Here is an 18,781-nt window from a genome sequence, read left to right as displayed (position 1 = left end):
TATATAGTTAAGAAATTTACGTAACTAAAGTTTAATTATTAACGTAATTAAAATCAAATATTACGTAACTTTTAGTTAAGCTAACTATTTTGAGAGAATGAAATATGAAAATGAAAAAAACTTATTTGCACAACGCTTAGCTTTAGCGATGAAAGCAAAAGGTTATGAAGCTAAACCTTCAGTTCTAGAAAGAGAATTCAATTTGAATTACTCAGGTAAACCCATGACATTACATGGCGTTCGCAAATGGCTCATTGGAGAAGCTATTCCTTCTGGTGATAAACTTCTTATTCTTGCAAATTGGCTAGAAATTCCACCAGAGGAATTAGCTTTTGATAAAGATATTCTAAAAGCTATTGAACAGCGTGATAGTAAGTGGAAACAAGAATTAGGCTACAAGGACAAAGAAGTATTTGAAGCTTTTATTAAGCTATCCCCATCCAATAAAAAACTTGTTAGAGAGTTAATTATTGCTTTATCGAATCAACATACAAAATAATTAGTAGTATCTATAAGTGGCTTATTAAAATCGTAAGATATTTACTTATGAGTTAAACTTTACTATCCCATCAATATAATCTGCCCACCATTGCATCATATCAACACGCTCTTCAAGATGTGACCCTTTGTCATACGCACCCTTTACACCCTTTTTCATATGGGCTAAACATGCTTCAACCACTTGCTCTTTATCACTAAATTGATTGTTTAATGCCGTACTTGCAATATGTCTAAAGCCATGTGGATTTTGACGTCCCTTATATCCCATACGATTTAAAGCCATATTAAAGGTATTGTCAGATATAGGTTGACTTAGGCTATTACGACCTGAAAACAATAAATCCGATTCTGTTCGATATTGCTCCAACTCTTTCAACAAAGTAATGGCTTGTCTAGATAAAGGTACAGCATGAGCAATGTCTTTTTTCATAATATCAGCAGGCTTAACCCAAATTGCTTTATCAAAATTAAATTGATCCCAAGTCGCAAATCGTAACTCAACAGGTCGTGGAAATAATAAAGCCATTAACTCTAAACCTATCGCCAATTTACGTTGGTGATAACTACGTATATCGATAATTAGTTGGGGCAATTCATCTATTTCGACAAACTTCATATTCCCCCCAACTTTTTTATCTAAATGCTTGGTCATCCCATCAATTGGGTTAAAGTTGATCTTTGCTTGGAATTTCGCCCAATCATAAGCATTACGACAATAAGATGTTAATTTTTCAACTTGGGTGTAGATGTTTAATCCTCGCTGCAAACCTTGAAAAAAATCAAACCATTCTTTAGGAGTGATTTCAGTAAAATCACGTCCGCCAAATTTAGGAATGATATGACGATTAATAGATTTTTGCGCTTTATCAAAAGTTGTTTCACCCCATGCCAATTTTCTAGTATCCAACCATTCCGCCATTAAGATACTAAACTTTTGCCCCTCAATCTCTTGTTGCTTTAGTTTAATGTGTTTCCTTGTTTCCAAGACTTCACCATTAGCTAATTTTTCAAAAAGCTCATTTGCTTTACGTCTAGCTGACGCTCCACTAACACTTGGATATCCACCAATCCCTTTCCATGACCAATTTCCTTTTTCATTTTTATAACGTAATTGCCAAGACTTCTTTCCAGTCTTTTGCACGACAAAATACAAACCGCCAGTATCACGTTCACGGTAATCTTTGTCTTCAGGTTCTAAATTTGCCAAAGTTGTGTCGGATAAAGGTCTTTTTTTAATAGTATCTCGTTTCATTCGTTATTTGTATCATGAGTTAAGTTTTAGTTCATGATACACCATATGATACACGGCGGACAGTAGTATGTATCGTTATATTACGGTATAAAAAGCAATAAAAAACCCTAAATAAATGATATTTAGGGTTTTTCAACTTATATATCGTTATAGAAAGATATATAAATTTAATATATTGGTAGGTATATCCAGACTCGAACTGGAGACCTCTACGATGTCAACGTAGCGCTCTAACCAACTGAGCTATACACCTGAAGTGCTGAGAATATTATTCATTTTTCAGCAATATGACAAGACTTATTTTTTAGCTTTTAACGCATTCGAACACTCTTTAAGCAATTTCTTAATTTTTTGAATATCTTGTTGATTTTCATTAGCTAAATATGTGATTTTTTGAAAAACTTGATTTGCCTGTTCAAAGGAACTTTTTTCTTCAACCTGACTTGCTAAACGAGACATCCATTGTTGAAAAGTTTCAAATTGTGCTTTTTGATTTAGCTCAGGTAACTGCTGATTAAATTTAAAAATCAAGCGCTCAAGTTCAGACATCTGACGCACTCGAAAAAGTTTTGTCGCCCCCCAGTAAATCAGTAACAATCCAATGATTCCAAAAATTAAAACTAGTCCATAACTATAGACTGAAGTGAGCCCCAGTTTTTTCATCCACCCACTTTGCTTTTCTGCATCATAACCCACGACTTTGCTTTGCCATTGAAAACTTGCGTAGTCACTCCAGACTCTTAATGTTCTCAATACGGATGAATGTTGAAAGCGTAAATTTGAATAAGCTGCATCGCCAAAAAACGCTGCATTGCCATCTATGGTCGTTTGCATTCCCTGATCTATTCGCATCGGCGCAATGATGGCTGTAGGATCAATTCGATGCCATTGTCCTTGTTGATACACTTCTGCCCATGCATGTGCATCTAACTGACGTACTTCCCAACTTTTTCCGTCAGGTGCAAGTTCTCCACCCTGATAGCCTGTGACGACCCTAGCAGGTATTCCGACATAACGCATAAGCAAAACAAAGCTTGAGGCATAGTGTTCACAGAAACCCTGTTTTGATTGAAATAAAAACTCATCAATTCGATGATTCCCCAATTTCCCCGGAGCCAGCGTGTAAACAAAATTCTCTTTTTTATACCAGTTTAAAATATTTTGAATATAGATATCAGGGTTTTCTTGGCTTTGATGAAACATACTCACTGCAAACTTCTGCGCTTGTAGATCACGATTTTTAGGATATTTTAGATTATTTTTAAGCATCAATTGTTCAAACACCGGTGCTTGAACATCCTGTATACGCTGACCAATCCATTGCAATTCGATAGGTTGCACCCGTTGTACAAGCCGTTTCGGTGTAATAGACCAGTCTTGATGTAGTTCAAAACGTTGTTCTATCGGTATCGATTTTTCTAAACCTGTGATCCATTGTTGACTTGGATCACTGGCTAAATATTGATAATGAAATCCATCCACTTGACCTGCTATTTTGGCATAGGATTTGCTCTGCTTATTGCTTAAATCACTTGTCCAAGTTGTGCCATCATAACGATCCAATACCATCGCTCGCCAATACAACTCATTGCGGCTTGGAAACTGTTTCATGTCTCCAATAATTCGAAAAGCCAAGGCACTCGATTGCGACAATGATGCAATATCACCTGGGGACATTCGATCACTCAATCCTGTCACCGCTTGATTATTGGGAATCGGAATTTGCCAAAGTGGAGGCAGGCGTGGAAAAAACAAAAATAGTAAAATAAAAAAGGGTGAAGCCAAACCAATAAACTTAACGATATGGAATGAGTCATTTTTAAGAGATTGTAAAACAGGCTGTTTAATTTCAAAATTGGCTGTCTGTACGCGGTACAATCCAACCAAGCAACTGATTAAGCAGCACAATACTAAAACAGCCATTAAAAAAGATTGGCTGTGTAAAAATAAACTTGCACTCACAAACAAAGCAAAATTAAACAGGATAATAAAGTCACGTTTAGACTTGGTTTCAAATGCTTTGGCAAATAAGAATGTAGAAAGTACGGCAGTTCCAGCTTCTACGCCTAAAAATGTTTGAGTGTGCAGATAGATAATTAATAAGGCAAAAAATGCAAATAATAGCTTCGGCGCTTGCAACAAAAAACGAGGAACATTGAGTGTTTGATGAGTATTTATTTTATGATAATACCCCCCTAAACCGAGGATATTCACCAAGAACAATATCGACAAGGCAATTGGCATATAAGCAAGCTGTGCCAACCAAATCAAACTTAAGACAACTAAAATTGAAACTTGAATTGATCTATTCATACCCACTCCTCAAGCTTGTGCCAACAAAGTTTTGATATGAATATAATGCTGCTCCCCTACACCATTTTCAGTCTGAGCATGCGGTAAAATAATGCAATAAGGTGATTGTAGTTGTTCGCAACGGTCAACCAACTCCATCATTAAACTGAGTTTTTCTTCATGCTCAGCACTGGGCATTTTTGCATATTCAATTTGCATAGCATGGGTATCGAGTAAATCTTCAAACTGCTTCACAAAAAGTCCTTGTCCTCGAGCAGCCTGCTTCCATGAAATACTTTGTAATGAATCACCAATTTTAAAATTTCTTAACTCTTTAAACTCGTCCAAATCAGGTTGACCCGTATTCGCCTGAATATGTGAATATTGCACACCAGACTTTGCTTCAGGGGCTATCCAATAATCATGGGTCAGATAAATGTATGTCCATGCTCGGACTAAGCCTAATGGGTAAGTTGAATAAATCTGAATCGGAGGAATTGAAAATTTGCCACGCTTTTGCGGGATAAAATTTAACTCAACACGCTGTTGTTTATCCTGAAATAAAAAAGGTAGTAATTGATCATCGAATTTAAAATTTAAAAACTTCGAGCTTGCGCGATGTTGTTGCAAAATCACGGTGACTTTAAAAGCTTCATTAACCTTACCAACTTCATCAACAATGACTTCTATTGTCACACCATGCAATTGTTTAAAACTCAAATAAAAACTAATACACAAGATGGCACTTATTAAAAAGCAAAAACCTAAAATTAAGTTATTTGCATAGTTAATTCCTGCAATAAATGTGATCAAAATAAGCACAAGATAGAGGAAGCCTTGTTGGTATATAAATACTAAGACTTCATTTTGTTTGAGTGTGCGTATACCTGTATAACGAAATCTTTGATGCAACCATTGCACGAATCTTTTAGCAAACATGGTCAAATCCCAATTAACCTTGAACAGGAACTTTTTGCATCAAAGCTAAAGTTTCAGACTCACCCAATCCTATACGATGCGAAGTAACTGCAACAAATACGGCTTGTACATCATCTGCAATTACAAATGATCTTTTTTCAATAAATGCATGCGCTTGAGCAGCCTTTTTCAATGCCAATACACCACGCGTAGACACCCCATGACGTCCCTTTCTGGTTTCTTCCACTAAATCAAGTATATAATCAAAAACCAAATCATTAATTGCAATGTTGTTGACTATACATTGTAATTGCAGAATCTCTTCTTGTTTAAAAATGGATTGTAAATTTTCAATTAAGTCATGACGAGAATGTTGTTGTAAAAGTAATTTTTCTGCTGAACGTGATGGATAACCCAAGGATAACCGCATTAGAAAGCGGTCTAACTGAGATTCAGGTAGGCTATATGTACCACTTTGAAAAAGTGGGTTTTGTGTTGCAATCACCCAAAATGGCTGTGGCAGTGTATAACGGACACCATCCACTGTGACATTGCCCTCTTCCATTGCTTCCAACAATGCACTTTGGGTTTTTGGACTGCAACGATTGATTTCATCCGCAAGTAATATTTGAGTGAAAATAGGTCCATACTTAAATTCAAATTGATGTTCTTTTTGATTAAACATATTAATCCCAATCACATCACTGGCCAGCATATCATTGGTAAATTGAATTCGTTGAAAATCAAGCCCTGCTAAACGAGACAAACTGCTGGCTAAAGTCGTTTTACCTAAGCCTGGCAAATCTTCAAAGAGCAAATGCCCTCCAGCCAATAAACTACACAAGGCAAGTTTTGTTTGTTGCTGTTTATCTAAAATGATTTGGTTAATTTGCACTAAGAACTCATCAACCTTCGGATAATAACCTGATAAGTCTAAATCACTTAATTCGGAATTCTGTTGTAGTGTATTTCCTTGTGTTGTTCCCCAAATCACCTTATTTTCCCCAATCGTAATTTTTTAAGTAATTTGATTAACATACACGTTTTTAAGGGATACTCAAAGTGCAACAATTCATGAATTTCACCACTTGGTTCATTTTGACTAAAAACCGATTCTTATCATTCTTTAAAGATTAATTTAGGGTCTAAATCATGTGTTCATACAAATCTATTTTGAGCATGGTTTAATCTTGATTTTAAATCATTCGCACTCATTGAAAATTCAATATCAGAAACCTCAGCTTGCTTAATCAATTCAATGAGCAATTGATTGATGGGTGCTTGGGTATTGAGTCGATGTGCTAACTTCACCACCTCACCGTTAATCCAATCAACTTCAGTGCTTCGCCCTGCAATCAAATCATCTTGCATAGACGAACGTGCCAACGGATCAATTTTCAGCATTTTACGACTTAATATTTTAAATAAAATATTCGGCAGACTCATGATTTTAGGAAGCAAATGTGCAGAAATTGCAGTCAACTTTGCAGGCTTGATCTGCGCCAAATCCAGTAAATCAAGTGCTTCTTGTTGCGCCATTGCGAGACATTGACGATATTGCTGATTCGATAATTGTGCTTTTAAAGGTAATTTTGATAAGGCATTAATAGAATTATTTAAGTTAAGTAAAATTTTTGCCCACTGCACAGCAAGCATGTCCTGATCAAATACAATATCTAATTGCGATTTCTGAAAAAGTTGGGCTAAATCTTGTTGTTTGGAAAATTTTTTGACATGAATTGCCCCTGATGTACCTTGATGAAAATGTCCAGATCGCAAGGCAGCCACATTAAAAGGAACCATCCCCGCTAAGATTGTCATATCTGGTAAAAACTGTTTAAGTACAGCAACATTACTTAATCCATTTTGAAAGCTCAGGATATAAGGTCTGTGCTTAAGACCAGCATTACTTTGAACGAATATTTTCTGAAGCGCTTTGGCGACTTGTTCAGTTGCCGCTGATTTAACACAGACAAAAATAATATCAGCATCCAAAGCAATACTCGGATCTTGTGATAATTTTAGTTCATTTGCAGGTATAGATAAGTTATTCCCTAAATAATCCGTAAGTTTCAAACCAGATTTGGATAATTCATCATACATGCGTGGACGGGTCATAAATGTAACGTCTACACCTGATGCAGCCAATCGACCACCAATATAACACCCAATACTTCCCGCACCATAAATACAAATCTTCATCTCAACATCCCTTTAACCAATATATTTCTGTCATTTTTCTGATTCAACATTTTATCTGAGATAATTGAAATGAACTGTCCGCTATCCGACAATTCATAATGTTTATTTCATGGCAATTTACAATAACGCTTTGCAATCACAATTTACCTAAGCCCACGGAATAAAAATGATAGCGAATATAGTTAAACCGTCTAATAATTCATACAAGTATTTTGCGATCAATCATTGATATTCAATAACATTTACACCCACTAGAAGATTTTGATCATTCATTTACTTCGCCCTTTTGAATCATAGATGGACTTGCTATCGTGAGTCGCCATGTTGAGCGAGGGTATGTGAGCAAAAACAAAGCACTGCTTTGTTTGCAACGCAAGATCCCTGTTCAACGAAAGATTTTCGTTACTTTTCATCTCTGAAAAGTAAAGTGTCGCCTACGCAAAACAATTTAAACTTTAGAAGTAAAGCGTGACAGTGCAAGCTTTGGCTCATCAAACAATTTATTGATCGCTTTAATTTTAATAATTAAGAGAAATGATATTTTACTGTATGAATTTTTCATCAGATTGACTATACCTTAACTAAATCACTACCAATGAAAAACGGCACCGAAGTACCGTTTTAACTACCATTCAAAACAGCATCAAAGTACTATTCCATGTGATTAGACACTCATCTCAGCATGGACACTTTTTCATCGTACCACCAGCACTCGGATAACGAGCATCTACACAGTAACGATGAAAAGTTTTCTCATCCATTGCATCCATATCAGGATGATGCTTTTTCATATGTTCCAAATAGTTTTGATAATCTGGTACACCAACCATCAAACGAAAACTCTGCTGTAAGCGTGTCCATAATGTTGCAATTCTTGACCAATTCTTAGGATTAAAAATTAGATCCTTTTGCGACATGATGGTCATTTTGATGATTTTATAAATTACCGTCTTACCACCTTTGGCGAATTTAAGATTCATCTTACTCACCTCACTTATAAGTCAATTAATGCTTTGCAGACGTGACAACAGTTTCTTCAGGGTCAGCATATACTGCAGGCGCTTCATTAACTGTTGGTGTTGGGCTTGCCAATGCGCGGCGAATTACCCCAATAGCGGCAACCAACATTACGACCGCAACAATCATAAAGAATGCACACAATGCTGCATTGATCTGATTCGATAAAACAATCGTTTGCATCTCTTCAAGTGTTTTTGCAGGTTTTAAAATTTCACCCTGAGCAATTGCCGCTGAGAATTTATCTGCTTGTGCCAAGAAACCAATCTTTGGATTTGAATGAAAGATTTTTTGCCAACCCGCTGTCATACAAGTAATGAATAAGAAAACTGTAGGTACAATCGTGACCCACACATACTTTTCTTTTTTCATTTTAAATAGAATGACCGTACCAAGAATAAGCGCCATAGCAGCGAGCATTTGGTTACCAATACCAAATAAAGGCCACAAGCTATTGATACCACCCAGCGGATCAACAACACCCTGATACACAAAGAAGCCCCAGCCAGCAACCGCCACCGCTGTACCAATCATGTTTCCAAAGAAGTTATGTGAATTTTTAAGTGCAGGAACAACTATACCCACGGTATCCTGAACCATAAAACGGCAAGCACGCGTACCCGCATCAACCGCAGTCAAAATGAACAAAGCTTCAAATAAAATCGCAAAATGATACCAGAACGCCATCATCGAACGATTATTAAAAATATCCGTGATGATATGTGCCATACCAATTGCAAATGTTGGTGCACCACCAGTACGAGAAAGAATGGTACTTTCGCCTACTTCTTTAGCCAGTAGACTTAATGTTTCTGGCGTCACTACGAAACCAAGATTACGTACTGCTTCTGCTGCACTTTCTACAGTTGTACCCAATACTGCTGCAGGCGCATTAATCGCAAAGTAAACACCAGGCTCAAGTACAGTTGCACAAATCATTGCCATAATCGCGACAAATGATTCCATGAGCATGCCGCCATAACCAATGACACGAATATTGACTTCGTTATCTACCAGTTTAGGTGTAGTCCCTGAAGACACTAAGGCATGGAAGCCTGAAATCGCACCACAGGCAATGGTAATAAATAAGAATGGGAACATTGATCCAGCAAAAACAGGACCAGTACCATCAACAAAATGCGTTACAGAAGGCATTTTTAACATCGGCATGGCAACAATGATACCCACTGCCAAACCTGCAATTACACCAATTTTTAAGAAAGTTGATAAGTAATCACGTGGCGCCAATAGTAACCAAACAGGTAATACTGAAGCTACAAATCCGTAAATGATCAGTGCCCAAGTCAGTTGAGTCCCAGTTAAAGTAAAGAATGGTCCCCAATATGGGTCAGCAGCAACATTACCACCATACACAATTGCAGCCATCATCAAAACAAAGCCAATAATCGACACTTCTGCAATTCGTCCAGGGCGGATATAACGCATATATACCCCCATGAACAAGGCGATCGGTATGGTTGCTGCAATACTGAATACGCCCCACGGACTGTGTGCAAGCGCTTTAACCACAACCAATGCCAGTACAGCAAGGATAATGATCATCACCCCCAATGCACCCAGCATCACTACAACACCAGCAAATGAGCCAAGTTCTTGCTTCGCCATCTCCCCCAATGAACGTCCATCGCGACGTGTTGAGATAAAAAGCACCAAGAAATCCTGAACAGCACCCGCCAAGACCACTCCGACTAAAAGCCAAATTGTTCCTGGTAGATAGCCCATTTGGGCGGCAAGAATAGGTCCAACTAATGGACCTGCGCCTGCGATTGCTGCAAAATGGTGACCAAAAAGCACATACTTATTGGTTGGCACATAATCCAGACCATCAGCTAAACGATGTGCAGGGGTTAACCGTCTCGGATTGAGCTCAAAAACTTTATTGGCGATAAATAAACTATAAAAACGATATGCAATGCTATACACACACACTGCAGCAAGCACCAACCATACAGCATTGACATGCTCACCTTTACTGACTGCGAGTATTCCAAAAGATACTGCACCAATTATGGCGACAATCACCCAGACCAATTTTGATAAGGGCGATGACTTTGTCTGAATATTTTCCATTAAAACCTCACATCTTGATTACAAAAAGCAGTTCCATTGTTTTTATAAAGCGTAATGCATTTCCGTGTGACTCTTTCCCTGGTGACTCTACTCCTCATTTTTTTGTTTTCATCTAAGACTTTGGATGTAAAACTGGTTTGAATATGTACTATTAGCATGACATCACAATGACTTAAACTATTACAATGTTATTTTTATCATTCTTGTCATATTCCGACTATTCGACTCTACTATTAATTATTCTCAGTCGATCTACGACTTTAGTCGGAAATTTATCCATAACTCGCTAGTGTCAATGCCCCTAGCTCAACTCAAATTAAAAACAAAAAAAGGGATGATTTTCATCATCCCTCGCATCATCATTGAAAAATGATTAAGCACGCTCTAAGTAGTCACCTGTACGGGTATCTACACGAACGCTTTCTTCTTGCTGTACGAATAATGGAACACGTACCACAGCACCAGTTTCAAGCTTCGCTGGTTTACCGCCACCACCAGAAGTATCACCACGTACACCTGGATCAGTTTCAACGATTTTCAACACCACAAAGTTAGGCGGGCTTACTGTTAATGGCACACCATTAAACAGCATAATCGTACATTTTTCATTTGAATCATCTTTTAACCATTTCGCAGCATCACCCATCGCAACTTTATCAGCAGCAATTTGCTCGAAAGATACAGGATCCATGAAGTTCCACATTTCACCATCGTTGTAAAGGTAATCCATCTCAACTTCAACGATGTCAGCAGCTTCTAATGAATCACCTGATTTGAAAGTTTTTTCTAATACTTTACCAGATTTAAGGTTACGTAATTTTACACGGTTGAACGCTTGACCTTTACCTGGTTTTACATATTCGTTTTCCATGATTGAACATGGGTTACCATCAAGCATAACCTTTAGGCCAGCTTTGAAATCATTTGTAGAATAATAGGCCATGAAAGGCACACTCCAAACTTACTAATTTAAATCTCTAATGTCATGCGATCAACAAATCATCTGATTTGTAATCGGGTCTATTTAACACTTCAAAATCGCTGAATTGCCAACACACCCAGAATGATCATTCTCAACAATAAAGAATGTATTATACATTTTTCGTATTCTAAATGAGCAATACGTCGTGAAGCAATGAAAAATTACCCATGTTCTGTCAGATTGAGGGTAAAATCTCCGATTCATTGTTTTTTTGTACTGATTGACTCTCCTTTCAGTGCGATGTAATGAATCAGCTGTATAGGTTTAGATACAGCTCACAATGTTATTATGTCCAATCTGACAGATTTAATCTGAATAGACATTTGAACCCTTCTCTCCTCCATTGACTATTTATCGCACGTGGCATGTTAAATTATTTATATCAAGAGCAAAATTGGCAATCTCAACTCAGTGATTTAGTGACTGATCCACTCGAATTACTTGAACTTCTCGCGTTGTCGAAAGAACAATTATTGTCTGGTGCAATTCTTGCGACTGCTCAATTTAAATTACGTGTACCTCGAGCGTTTGTTGCGAAAATGGAAAAAGGCAATCCGTTAGACCCCCTACTTTTACAGGTACTCCCCCATCATCTTGAACTTGAAGAACATGAAGGTTTTGTAACGGATCCATTGGGTGAGGAACAGGCAAATCAAATTCCAGGTGTTTTACATAAATATAGATCACGTTTTTTATTGACCTTAACAGGTGCTTGTGCAGTTCACTGCCGTTATTGCTTCCGTAGACATTTTCCATATCAAGAAAATCTACCTAAAAACGATGATTGGCTGAATATTAAAAACTATTTAGAGCAACATCCAGAAATTAATGAAGTGATTTTAAGTGGGGGGGATCCCCTAACCTTATCAAATCGCAAACTGGCACTCTGGTTAGAACGTCTAGCATCTCTCAGTCAAATTAAAATCTTGAGAATTCATTCACGAGTTCCTATTGTTATTCCTGAAAGAATCGATGAAGAGCTAGTTTCTTTATTGAAAAACAGTAGGCTACGTGTGATTCTAGTGGTACACTCAAATCATCCAGCTGAACTCGATAATTTGACCTGTTCAAAACTTGCTCACTTGGCAAAACAAAATATTCTTGTGTTGAATCAAGCCGTTTTACTTAAAGGTGTGAATGATTCTGCACAAACACTCGTTGATTTAAGTCAGCGACTTTTTGAAGCACAAGTTTTACCTTACTATTTACACGTTTTAGATAAGGTCAAAGGTGCGTATCATTTTGATTTGGGGGCAGAAAAAATTGATCAGATCTACAAGGATGTATTAGCCAGCTTACCTGGATATCTAGTCCCAAAACTGGTTCGAGAAGTTGCGGGAGAAAATAATAAAACACCGCTGTTTGGAGTCACAACCTTTTAAGAGTTGAAACGCTCATGATAAATAAAGAAATTTCTGAAATTTTTCAAAATATCACGGTTCTACAACGAGAAAGTTTAAGTTTTGCAAATCCCTCTGTAGATTCTGTGAGCGCATGGGTGGCAACGCTCTCAATCATGCAATTGGGCGACACTTCTGAGTCTGTTTTAAATGCGATTTGTGAAATTGCAGAGCTAAACTGTAGTGAAATGCTCCGTTTTGACCTTATTCAGGTGTTGCACCCGATTACGGAAAGCATTCTCTCCAGTTTAGAAAAAAGTATTCTGAATCAAGGGCTTTCTCAAACAGATCGAATTGAGCATATCATTGATTTATCTTCCAGAATTCGTACCTATTTTGCCAATGTTTACATCAATATCGTGCAAAGAAGCCATCAAACATTAACATCGAGTAAATTCTCATTTTTCAATTTTAAACAAAAGAGAAATTTGCAAACTGCTCGGACTTTGGCAACATTTTATGCATTAGAACAATTGGGTTTGTTGCTTGTTCAGCAACAAATGATTTATAGCGGTCCTTTAACCCATCAATGGCTTACTACACACCATTTATATGAGCTCGCTGTTAAAAACCAAGAATTCAGCATAAATATCAATCAGCTACAAGGTACACATTTTACTATTCATAATATCCAACAAGCCTATGCACAAGTTTTACTGTTGGATATTTTCAATACGCATCAAATTCGCCCATCTGAAACTCAGGCATTATATCAATGTACATTTGACTGGGTGAAATTGGTCCAAATCTTACCAAGAGAAACCAGCCTTTCTCGTTATATTGTTGATGGCTCTAAAGATATACCACCGATCTATAACCGCAAACAACATGCAAACTTTCATACATCCTTATATATTTCCACGCAAAATTTACTCGAACATATTAATTTAACCATTCATAAAGAAACTGAATATTTATCGAAGAATGAGCAGATTTATTTATCAGCTGCCTTAAAGTTTCATGTACAAAATGTATTAGGAACAACCATTGAGCGTCGTCATGAACGTTATGAATATTCAGCTCAACTGCAAATCTGCTTTAGTTTACAAACAGCACATTTTTATCTATCTAAAGCTAAAAATTTCTATGAAACCCTCAACCTCAATAACAATTATGCTTTTCAGTCGGAATCAAATATTCATTCCTCTATTTCGACAGGTTCAAGTACGGGATCTAATTTAAGTCAGATTAAAAGTTTGGACCGAGAAGCCAAACAAATTTATCAAGCACAAGTACTCGATATTAGTGTCAACGGTTATCGTATTCGCTGGTCAAATGAAGCCCCTCGAAATCTAAGAACGGGGGAATTTATCTTGATCAATGAAAGCCTGAACAATAAATGGAAAGGTGCAATCATCCGCTGGATTAAACAATCGATCCAGAAAACCTATGAAGTCGGTTTAGAGGTTTTAGCACAGGACATCTACCCTTGTGCAGTAAAGGTTCCTGCTGATCGCTCAACGATTAATTATCATCCATGTCTCATGGTACAGGTACCAAATCTAAATGAATCAAATACTTCAATTATTTTGCCAAACTTACCTTTTTTTAAAGAACAGCAAGCAATTTATCTGCGTTTAGATACTGATGAAATTAAGGTGTATTTAACGAAAACGTTGTTAATTACTCAAAGTTTTGTTCAGTTTGAATTTGAGTTGATCAATGATGAAGAAAATCATCGTATTGAACAATTCATTCAACTCCAATCAACCAATTTGAATAATCAAGATGTATGGGAAGCTTTAAAGTGAGAAATTTATTATTATCGAAAAAATTAAAACTCTCGGAAACTAGATTACTTATTATTGATGACAATCAAATTCGCTATAATGAAATTATCAGTTTATTTCAAAGCAAAAATCATCAAGTACAGGCGATTTTACTTGATGAGTTAAAAAGCTTTGAAAAACAACTTAATACATCGTGGGATTTAATTATTTTTGGTCGCGCTTATGATATTAAGATTGAGCAAGCGGTCACCCTTATTCAGGCTTCTGCAGAAATTGATATCCCTGTTTTATTGCTAAAACCTGAAGATTATCAACATAGCCAATATCAATCATATATACAAAAAGGTATCTATGATGTTGTAAACCTAGAATATACTGAACGTTTTTACATCAGTTTAATTAGAGCACTCTCCTATAGCCGCACACTACAAAGCAAGCAACATTTATTGACAGATCTTGAAAGTGCAAAAAATCAGGCACAAGCTTTGGTTGAAGAACAACATAAAGCTGTTGCACTGATTCAAGAAGGTATTCACACTCAAGCCAATGATGAATATCTAAAATTATTCGGTCTAAAAGATGAAAATGAAATCATTGGCTTACCTTTATTGGATATTTTACAACCTCAAAATATCAACGATTTCAAACAACGTTTTAAAAAGATTTCCCAAGGACAATTTGATTTAGCCCGTTTTGAAATCGATACACTCAATAAAAATGCCAAATCTGAAAATCCTTTGAAGATTGAATTTCTTCCTTCCAATGAAGAAGATTGTATTCAAATCACCATTGAAACGCATTCTGTCTCTCAAAAAACATCTACTCAATCCAACGAATCGAGCAAAAAAGCGATTAGCCCTGTCGTCAGCAGTTTGCAACAAATCCAATATGCGTTGATTAATCAACCCGCCAATGCCAATGCGCTGGTATTATTTAGTTTTGCAGCTTGTCCTGATCATATTTTGTTATCCAATTGGAAAACTGCGATTCAGTATTTAGATGGCTTTAAAAGTTTTATTAAAGAACAGACCAATACAACAGTCTATCAAATTGACATGTTGCTATATGCGGTGATTTTACAAGCAGAATCAGATGCCATTTTAGAGTCACGTATTCATGGTCTACAAGCATTAGAAAAACCTCAATTACTTGAAATTAATGGAACAACTTATCCATTAAGCATCAAAATTGGTTATACCAACATTCAACAAAATAGCTTTAATGAAAGCAACTTTAGTGATGTTTTAGAACAAGCCTATGATCATCGTCTAAGCAAAAAAGGCTCTGTTTCTGAACAACAATTAACAGCAACATTACAAGATACTAAAATTGAATTGTCTTTAGTTGAACCTACTTCAACTCCTGTAGAACCACTTCAACTTGAACGCAACTCACTTCAATTAGAGCCAAAGCCGCAACCAGATCCTGCACCAACACATCAAGATACTGCACCAACACATCAAGATACTGCTGCCCAAGATATACAAGCCAAACCAATTTTCAAAAATGCACCGATCCTAGAACAGATCATGCAATCTCTCGACAAAGGTGAAATTCAGCTTAAATATCAACAGCTTTATGATAAACATGATAGTAGTCTTAATACTTATGAAGTCACAAGTGGTTTTATTTTTGAAAATCAATGGAAAAAAGTCAGCAATTTAATTGAACTCGATGACGATATTGAACTATCTATTAAACTTGATCGCTGGATTTTAGTTGAAGCCTGCAAGCAACTTCATAACTTTATTACTCAATATCCACAAGCAAAATTAATTGTTAATTTGAATCGGCATGTATTATTCCACGATAAGCAATTTCCAGAGCTTATTTCTAAACTCCTAACCATTGTTGGCAGCCGTCAATCACATCCATTGATTCTACAGTTTGACGAAGAAGATATTGCAAAAAGTATTCTCGAGACACAAAAGCAATTTGCAATTCTACGCGACCACGGTGCTGAGATTTCAATCCGTCGCTTTGGCTCAAGCATTTCCAGCGAAACGATATTAAAACAGTTAGATGTCAGTTTATTAACGCTGGATGAGAAATTCACACAGAAGCTAAATAGTGATACGACCATGGCTCAATTTCAGCAGACACTTGAAAAGTATCAAACCATTAAACCTGTGGAAATGCTGCTTAAAAACCTGAATGATATGAGTTTATTCGCTAATGCTTGGAATGTTGATGTTCGATTCTTACAAGGTGAATATTTCCAGAAAAAACTCGATCATCTAACCGATGTTCAAGATCAATAAATAATGCTTATTTAAGATTGAGTATAGGGGTTCAATACTCAATCTTTTATACATCAATCTTTCATTGATCATAGACACAAAAAAACGGGCAAAAGCCCGTTTTTTATGTTTTGTCGTATTAACGCTTAACAGAGCGTGACATACCAGCAAAACGTTGTTTGAACTTATCGATACGACCGCCAGTATCAACATTCTTCTGTTTACCAGTATAGAATGGATGGCAAGCTGAACATACGTCTAGGTAAATCGTTTCTTTACCTAAAGCAGAACGAGTTTCGATAACGTTACCACATGAACAAGTAGCAACTAATTTTTCGTATTTTGGGTGAATATCGGCACGCATGGTCGATTCTCCTAAGTTAAGAAAGGTTTAGCTGTCATCGCAATTAACCACTCTCAAACATCTAAAAAAGCTTTGAGGAAGGCTGAACATCTTCAGCAGGTTAACACCACAACAGACCATTTCTTTTGGCCCACCGAGACTATAAGTGTCAGAGCTAAGCACAACAAGTGGGCAACATTATACGTGATAAATATTTCGATTGCGATCTATTTTCAACAATTTGATTAAATTTACTCGCCTGAATGTTGCTGTTTAGACCAATAGTTTGCTATGACTCCACAGACCATTAACTGAATCTGATGAAAAATCATGATCGGCAATACGATCATACCTAAGGGTTGACCAATAAATAAAATTTGTGCCATCGGTACACCACTGGCGAGAGTTTTCTTCGAACCACAAAAGAAAATAGAGATTTGATCTGCCTGACTAAAGCCCAACCATTTTGGAATATATAAGGCTAATAGCATAATCGCAGTCAATAAAACCGAGCAAGCCAATACCAAATAGATTAATGTGGTTAAGCTGACTTGATGCCATAGCCCCGCAACAACTGCCCCACTAAATGCGCCGTACACCACCATTAAAATAGAACCTTGGTCAAAAACTTTGACAATTTTTGGCATTTTTTGCATTAAAGGAAATACATAAGGACGCAAAACCTGTCCAAGAATAAAAGGCACCAACAGCAACAAGGTAATTTCAATGATCGATGAAGTTGGATCGTAATTGTGCTTCGATTGTCCAAATATAAACAAGCTGACTAATATTGGTGTAATAAACATCCCGATTAAATTTGAAAATGATGCACTACATACTGCTGCCGCCACATTACCTTTTGCCACCGAAGTAAATGCAATGGATGATTGCACCGTGGATGGTAAAAAGCACATGAACAGAAAGCCCCAATACAATTGTTGACCCAATAAAGGTTCAAGTACGGGTTTAGCCATCAATCCCAATACAGGAAATACAATAAATGTGATCGCAAAGACCAAAGCATGTAATTTCCAGTGCAGAATACCTTCAACCACAGCTTCACGAGATAGCTTTGCCCCATGTAAAAAAAACAAAACTGCAATTGCGATTGTGGTAACTTTACCAAAAATAGCGGCTGCTTGACCTGAAATGGGTAAAAATGAAGCTAAAAGCACCATTGCTACCAACAGTATCGTAAAGCGATCTAATGCCAATAGTTTCAACATTTTCATAAGCAACTTCCTGTATTTAAAATATGAAAAAGCTCAGTAGTTTAATTTTACTTTGAGGTAAAATTCAATCTTACTGAGCTCCAAAAATAAAGCTACTAATTTGGCTAAATGTTCACTATTTATTTACGACACATATCAACTTAATTTAACACACTGTTAGGTGATTAATTGTTTCTTGCATTTTGATCTTGTTGGATTAATTCAATTTTATAGCCATCTGGATCTTCAACAAAGGCTATTACAGTTACTCCACCTTTCATTGGTCCAGCCTCACGCACGACATTTCCACCACGTGCTTTAATCTCTTCACATGCTTTATATGCATCTTCAACACCAATCGCAATATGTCCATAAGCATTGCCTAACTCATAGCTTGCAGTGTCCCAGTTATGGGTGAGTTCCAATACAGTATTATGCTCTTCATCACCATAGCCGACAAAAGCAAGGGTAAAACGCCCTTCTTCATAGTCACGTTTACGAAGTAATGTCATACCGAGAACTTCAGTATAGAACGCCAAAGACTGTTCTAGATTGCCTACGCGTAACATGGTATGTAGCATGCGCATGATTGATTGTCCTAT

Annotated in this window: 15 protein-coding genes and 1 tRNA gene; 4 read left to right on the top strand and 12 right to left on the bottom strand. The window is 36.8% G+C overall.

The features are described from left to right. The first annotated feature begins 97 nt into the window (after positions 1-97). Positions 98-499: a hypothetical protein gene (locus ACINWC743_RS23435; RefSeq protein WP_009587240.1), complete on the top strand. Its 402-nt coding sequence runs from the start codon at positions 98-100 to the stop codon at positions 497-499. Positions 500-544: 45 nt separating this feature from the next. Here the strand turns inward: ACINWC743_RS23435 and ACINWC743_RS23430 are convergent, their stop codons facing one another. From ACINWC743_RS23430 to efp, 9 genes are all read right to left on the bottom strand, one after another. Further along, complete coding sequence (locus tag ACINWC743_RS23430) at positions 545-1,753, bottom strand: tyrosine-type recombinase/integrase (RefSeq protein ID WP_009587233.1); 1,209 nt, start codon at positions 1,751-1,753, stop codon at positions 545-547. A 176-nt stretch (positions 1,754-1,929) separates the two neighbouring features. After that, positions 1,930-2,006 (bottom strand) — tRNA-Val (locus tag ACINWC743_RS23425). A gap of 44 nt (positions 2,007-2,050) precedes the next feature. Continuing rightward, the gene (locus ACINWC743_RS23420) at positions 2,051-4,066 is read right to left on the bottom strand and encodes a transglutaminaseTgpA domain-containing protein (protein WP_009587253.1); all 2,016 of its coding nucleotides are present in this window, start codon (positions 4,064-4,066) and stop codon (positions 2,051-2,053) included. A gap of 9 nt (positions 4,067-4,075) precedes the next feature. Continuing rightward, positions 4,076-4,984 carry a DUF58 domain-containing protein gene (locus ACINWC743_RS23415; protein WP_009587258.1) on the bottom strand — a complete coding sequence of 303 codons (909 nt, stop codon included), beginning with the start codon at positions 4,982-4,984 and terminating at the stop codon, positions 4,076-4,078. Between the two features lie 13 nt (positions 4,985-4,997). After that, on the bottom strand, positions 4,998-5,957 hold the full coding sequence (locus tag ACINWC743_RS23410; RefSeq protein WP_009587262.1) for an AAA family ATPase: 960 nt from the start codon (positions 5,955-5,957) through the stop codon (positions 4,998-5,000). A 164-nt stretch (positions 5,958-6,121) separates the two neighbouring features. Continuing rightward, positions 6,122-7,165 carry a 2-dehydropantoate 2-reductase gene (locus ACINWC743_RS23405; protein ID WP_009587220.1) on the bottom strand — a complete coding sequence of 348 codons (1,044 nt, stop codon included), beginning with the start codon at positions 7,163-7,165 and terminating at the stop codon, positions 6,122-6,124. Positions 7,166-7,842: 677 nt separating this feature from the next. Next, positions 7,843-8,145 (bottom strand): YbdD/YjiX family protein, encoded by a 303-nt coding sequence (locus ACINWC743_RS23400; protein WP_004831204.1) that lies wholly within the window; start codon positions 8,143-8,145, stop codon positions 7,843-7,845. Between the two features lie 25 nt (positions 8,146-8,170). Then, a complete protein-coding gene (locus ACINWC743_RS23395; protein ID WP_004831205.1) occupies positions 8,171-10,273 on the bottom strand; it encodes a carbon starvation CstA family protein in 2,103 nt (700 codons plus the stop codon). 373 nt (positions 10,274-10,646) lie between these two features. Further along, on the bottom strand, positions 10,647-11,216 hold the full coding sequence (efp, locus tag ACINWC743_RS23390) for an elongation factor P (RefSeq protein ID WP_004831207.1): 570 nt from the start codon (positions 11,214-11,216) through the stop codon (positions 10,647-10,649). A 404-nt stretch (positions 11,217-11,620) separates the two neighbouring features. Here efp and epmB point away from each other — a divergent pair, with 404 nt between their 5' ends. From epmB to ACINWC743_RS23375, 3 genes are read left to right on the top strand one after another with little or no spacing between them, the layout of a single operon-like run. Continuing rightward, entirely contained in the window at positions 11,621-12,637 is a 1,017-nt protein-coding gene (gene epmB, locus ACINWC743_RS23385) for an EF-P beta-lysylation protein EpmB (protein ID WP_009587268.1), read from the top strand. Between the two features lie 14 nt (positions 12,638-12,651). Continuing rightward, positions 12,652-14,406: a hypothetical protein gene (locus ACINWC743_RS23380; protein ID WP_004831209.1), complete on the top strand. Its 1,755-nt coding sequence runs from the start codon at positions 12,652-12,654 to the stop codon at positions 14,404-14,406. After that, positions 14,388-16,646 (top strand): EAL domain-containing protein, encoded by a 2,259-nt coding sequence (locus ACINWC743_RS23375; RefSeq protein ID WP_035301622.1) that lies wholly within the window; start codon positions 14,388-14,390, stop codon positions 16,644-16,646. Before ACINWC743_RS23380 ends, ACINWC743_RS23375 begins: the two co-directional genes overlap by 19 nt. Before the next feature lie 118 nt (positions 16,647-16,764). On the opposite strand, the gene rpmE is transcribed toward ACINWC743_RS23375, so the two are convergent. The 3 genes from rpmE to gloA form a co-directional block, all read right to left on the bottom strand. After that, entirely contained in the window at positions 16,765-16,989 is a 225-nt protein-coding gene (gene rpmE, locus ACINWC743_RS23370; RefSeq protein ID WP_004831212.1) for a 50S ribosomal protein L31, read from the bottom strand. A gap of 230 nt (positions 16,990-17,219) precedes the next feature. Further along, positions 17,220-18,200: a bile acid:sodium symporter family protein gene (locus ACINWC743_RS23365; RefSeq protein WP_004831213.1), complete on the bottom strand. Its 981-nt coding sequence runs from the start codon at positions 18,198-18,200 to the stop codon at positions 17,220-17,222. A gap of 164 nt (positions 18,201-18,364) precedes the next feature. After that, complete coding sequence (gloA, locus tag ACINWC743_RS23360; RefSeq protein WP_004831214.1) at positions 18,365-18,766, bottom strand: lactoylglutathione lyase; 402 nt, start codon at positions 18,764-18,766, stop codon at positions 18,365-18,367. Positions 18,767-18,781 lie beyond the last annotated feature (15 nt).

The sequence above is a fragment of the Acinetobacter sp. WC-743 genome (assembly GCF_000335555.1).
In the GTDB taxonomy this organism is placed as follows: domain Bacteria; phylum Pseudomonadota; class Gammaproteobacteria; order Pseudomonadales; family Moraxellaceae; genus Acinetobacter; species Acinetobacter bereziniae.
Note: the sequence above shows the minus strand (reverse complement) of the source record. Positions and strands in the feature narration are given on the sequence as shown.

Coding starts and splice junctions, on each gene's coding strand:
- ACINWC743_RS23405 (WP_009587220.1), bottom strand. CDS start 7,165: ATGAAGATTTGTATTTATGGTGCGGGAAGTATTGGGTGTTATATTGGT.
- gloA (WP_004831214.1), bottom strand. CDS start 18,766: ATGCGCATGCTACATACCATGTTACGCGTAGGCAATCTAGAACAGTCT.
- ACINWC743_RS23430 (WP_009587233.1), bottom strand. CDS start 1,753: ATGAAACGAGATACTATTAAAAAAAGACCTTTATCCGACACAACTTTG.
- rpmE (WP_004831212.1), bottom strand. CDS start 16,989: ATGCGTGCCGATATTCACCCAAAATACGAAAAATTAGTTGCTACTTGT.
- ACINWC743_RS23420 (WP_009587253.1), bottom strand. CDS start 4,066: ATGAATAGATCAATTCAAGTTTCAATTTTAGTTGTCTTAAGTTTGATT.
- ACINWC743_RS23365 (WP_004831213.1), bottom strand. CDS start 18,200: ATGAAAATGTTGAAACTATTGGCATTAGATCGCTTTACGATACTGTTG.
- ACINWC743_RS23435 (WP_009587240.1), top strand. CDS start 98: ATGAAATATGAAAATGAAAAAAACTTATTTGCACAACGCTTAGCTTTA.
- ACINWC743_RS23375 (WP_035301622.1), top strand. CDS start 14,388: ATGGGAAGCTTTAAAGTGAGAAATTTATTATTATCGAAAAAATTAAAA.
- efp (WP_004831207.1), bottom strand. CDS start 11,216: ATGGCCTATTATTCTACAAATGATTTCAAAGCTGGCCTAAAGGTTATG.
- epmB (WP_009587268.1), top strand. CDS start 11,621: ATGTTAAATTATTTATATCAAGAGCAAAATTGGCAATCTCAACTCAGT.
- ACINWC743_RS23395 (WP_004831205.1), bottom strand. CDS start 10,273: ATGGAAAATATTCAGACAAAGTCATCGCCCTTATCAAAATTGGTCTGG.
- ACINWC743_RS23380 (WP_004831209.1), top strand. CDS start 12,652: ATGATAAATAAAGAAATTTCTGAAATTTTTCAAAATATCACGGTTCTA.
- ACINWC743_RS23400 (WP_004831204.1), bottom strand. CDS start 8,145: ATGAATCTTAAATTCGCCAAAGGTGGTAAGACGGTAATTTATAAAATC.
- ACINWC743_RS23415 (WP_009587258.1), bottom strand. CDS start 4,984: ATGTTTGCTAAAAGATTCGTGCAATGGTTGCATCAAAGATTTCGTTAT.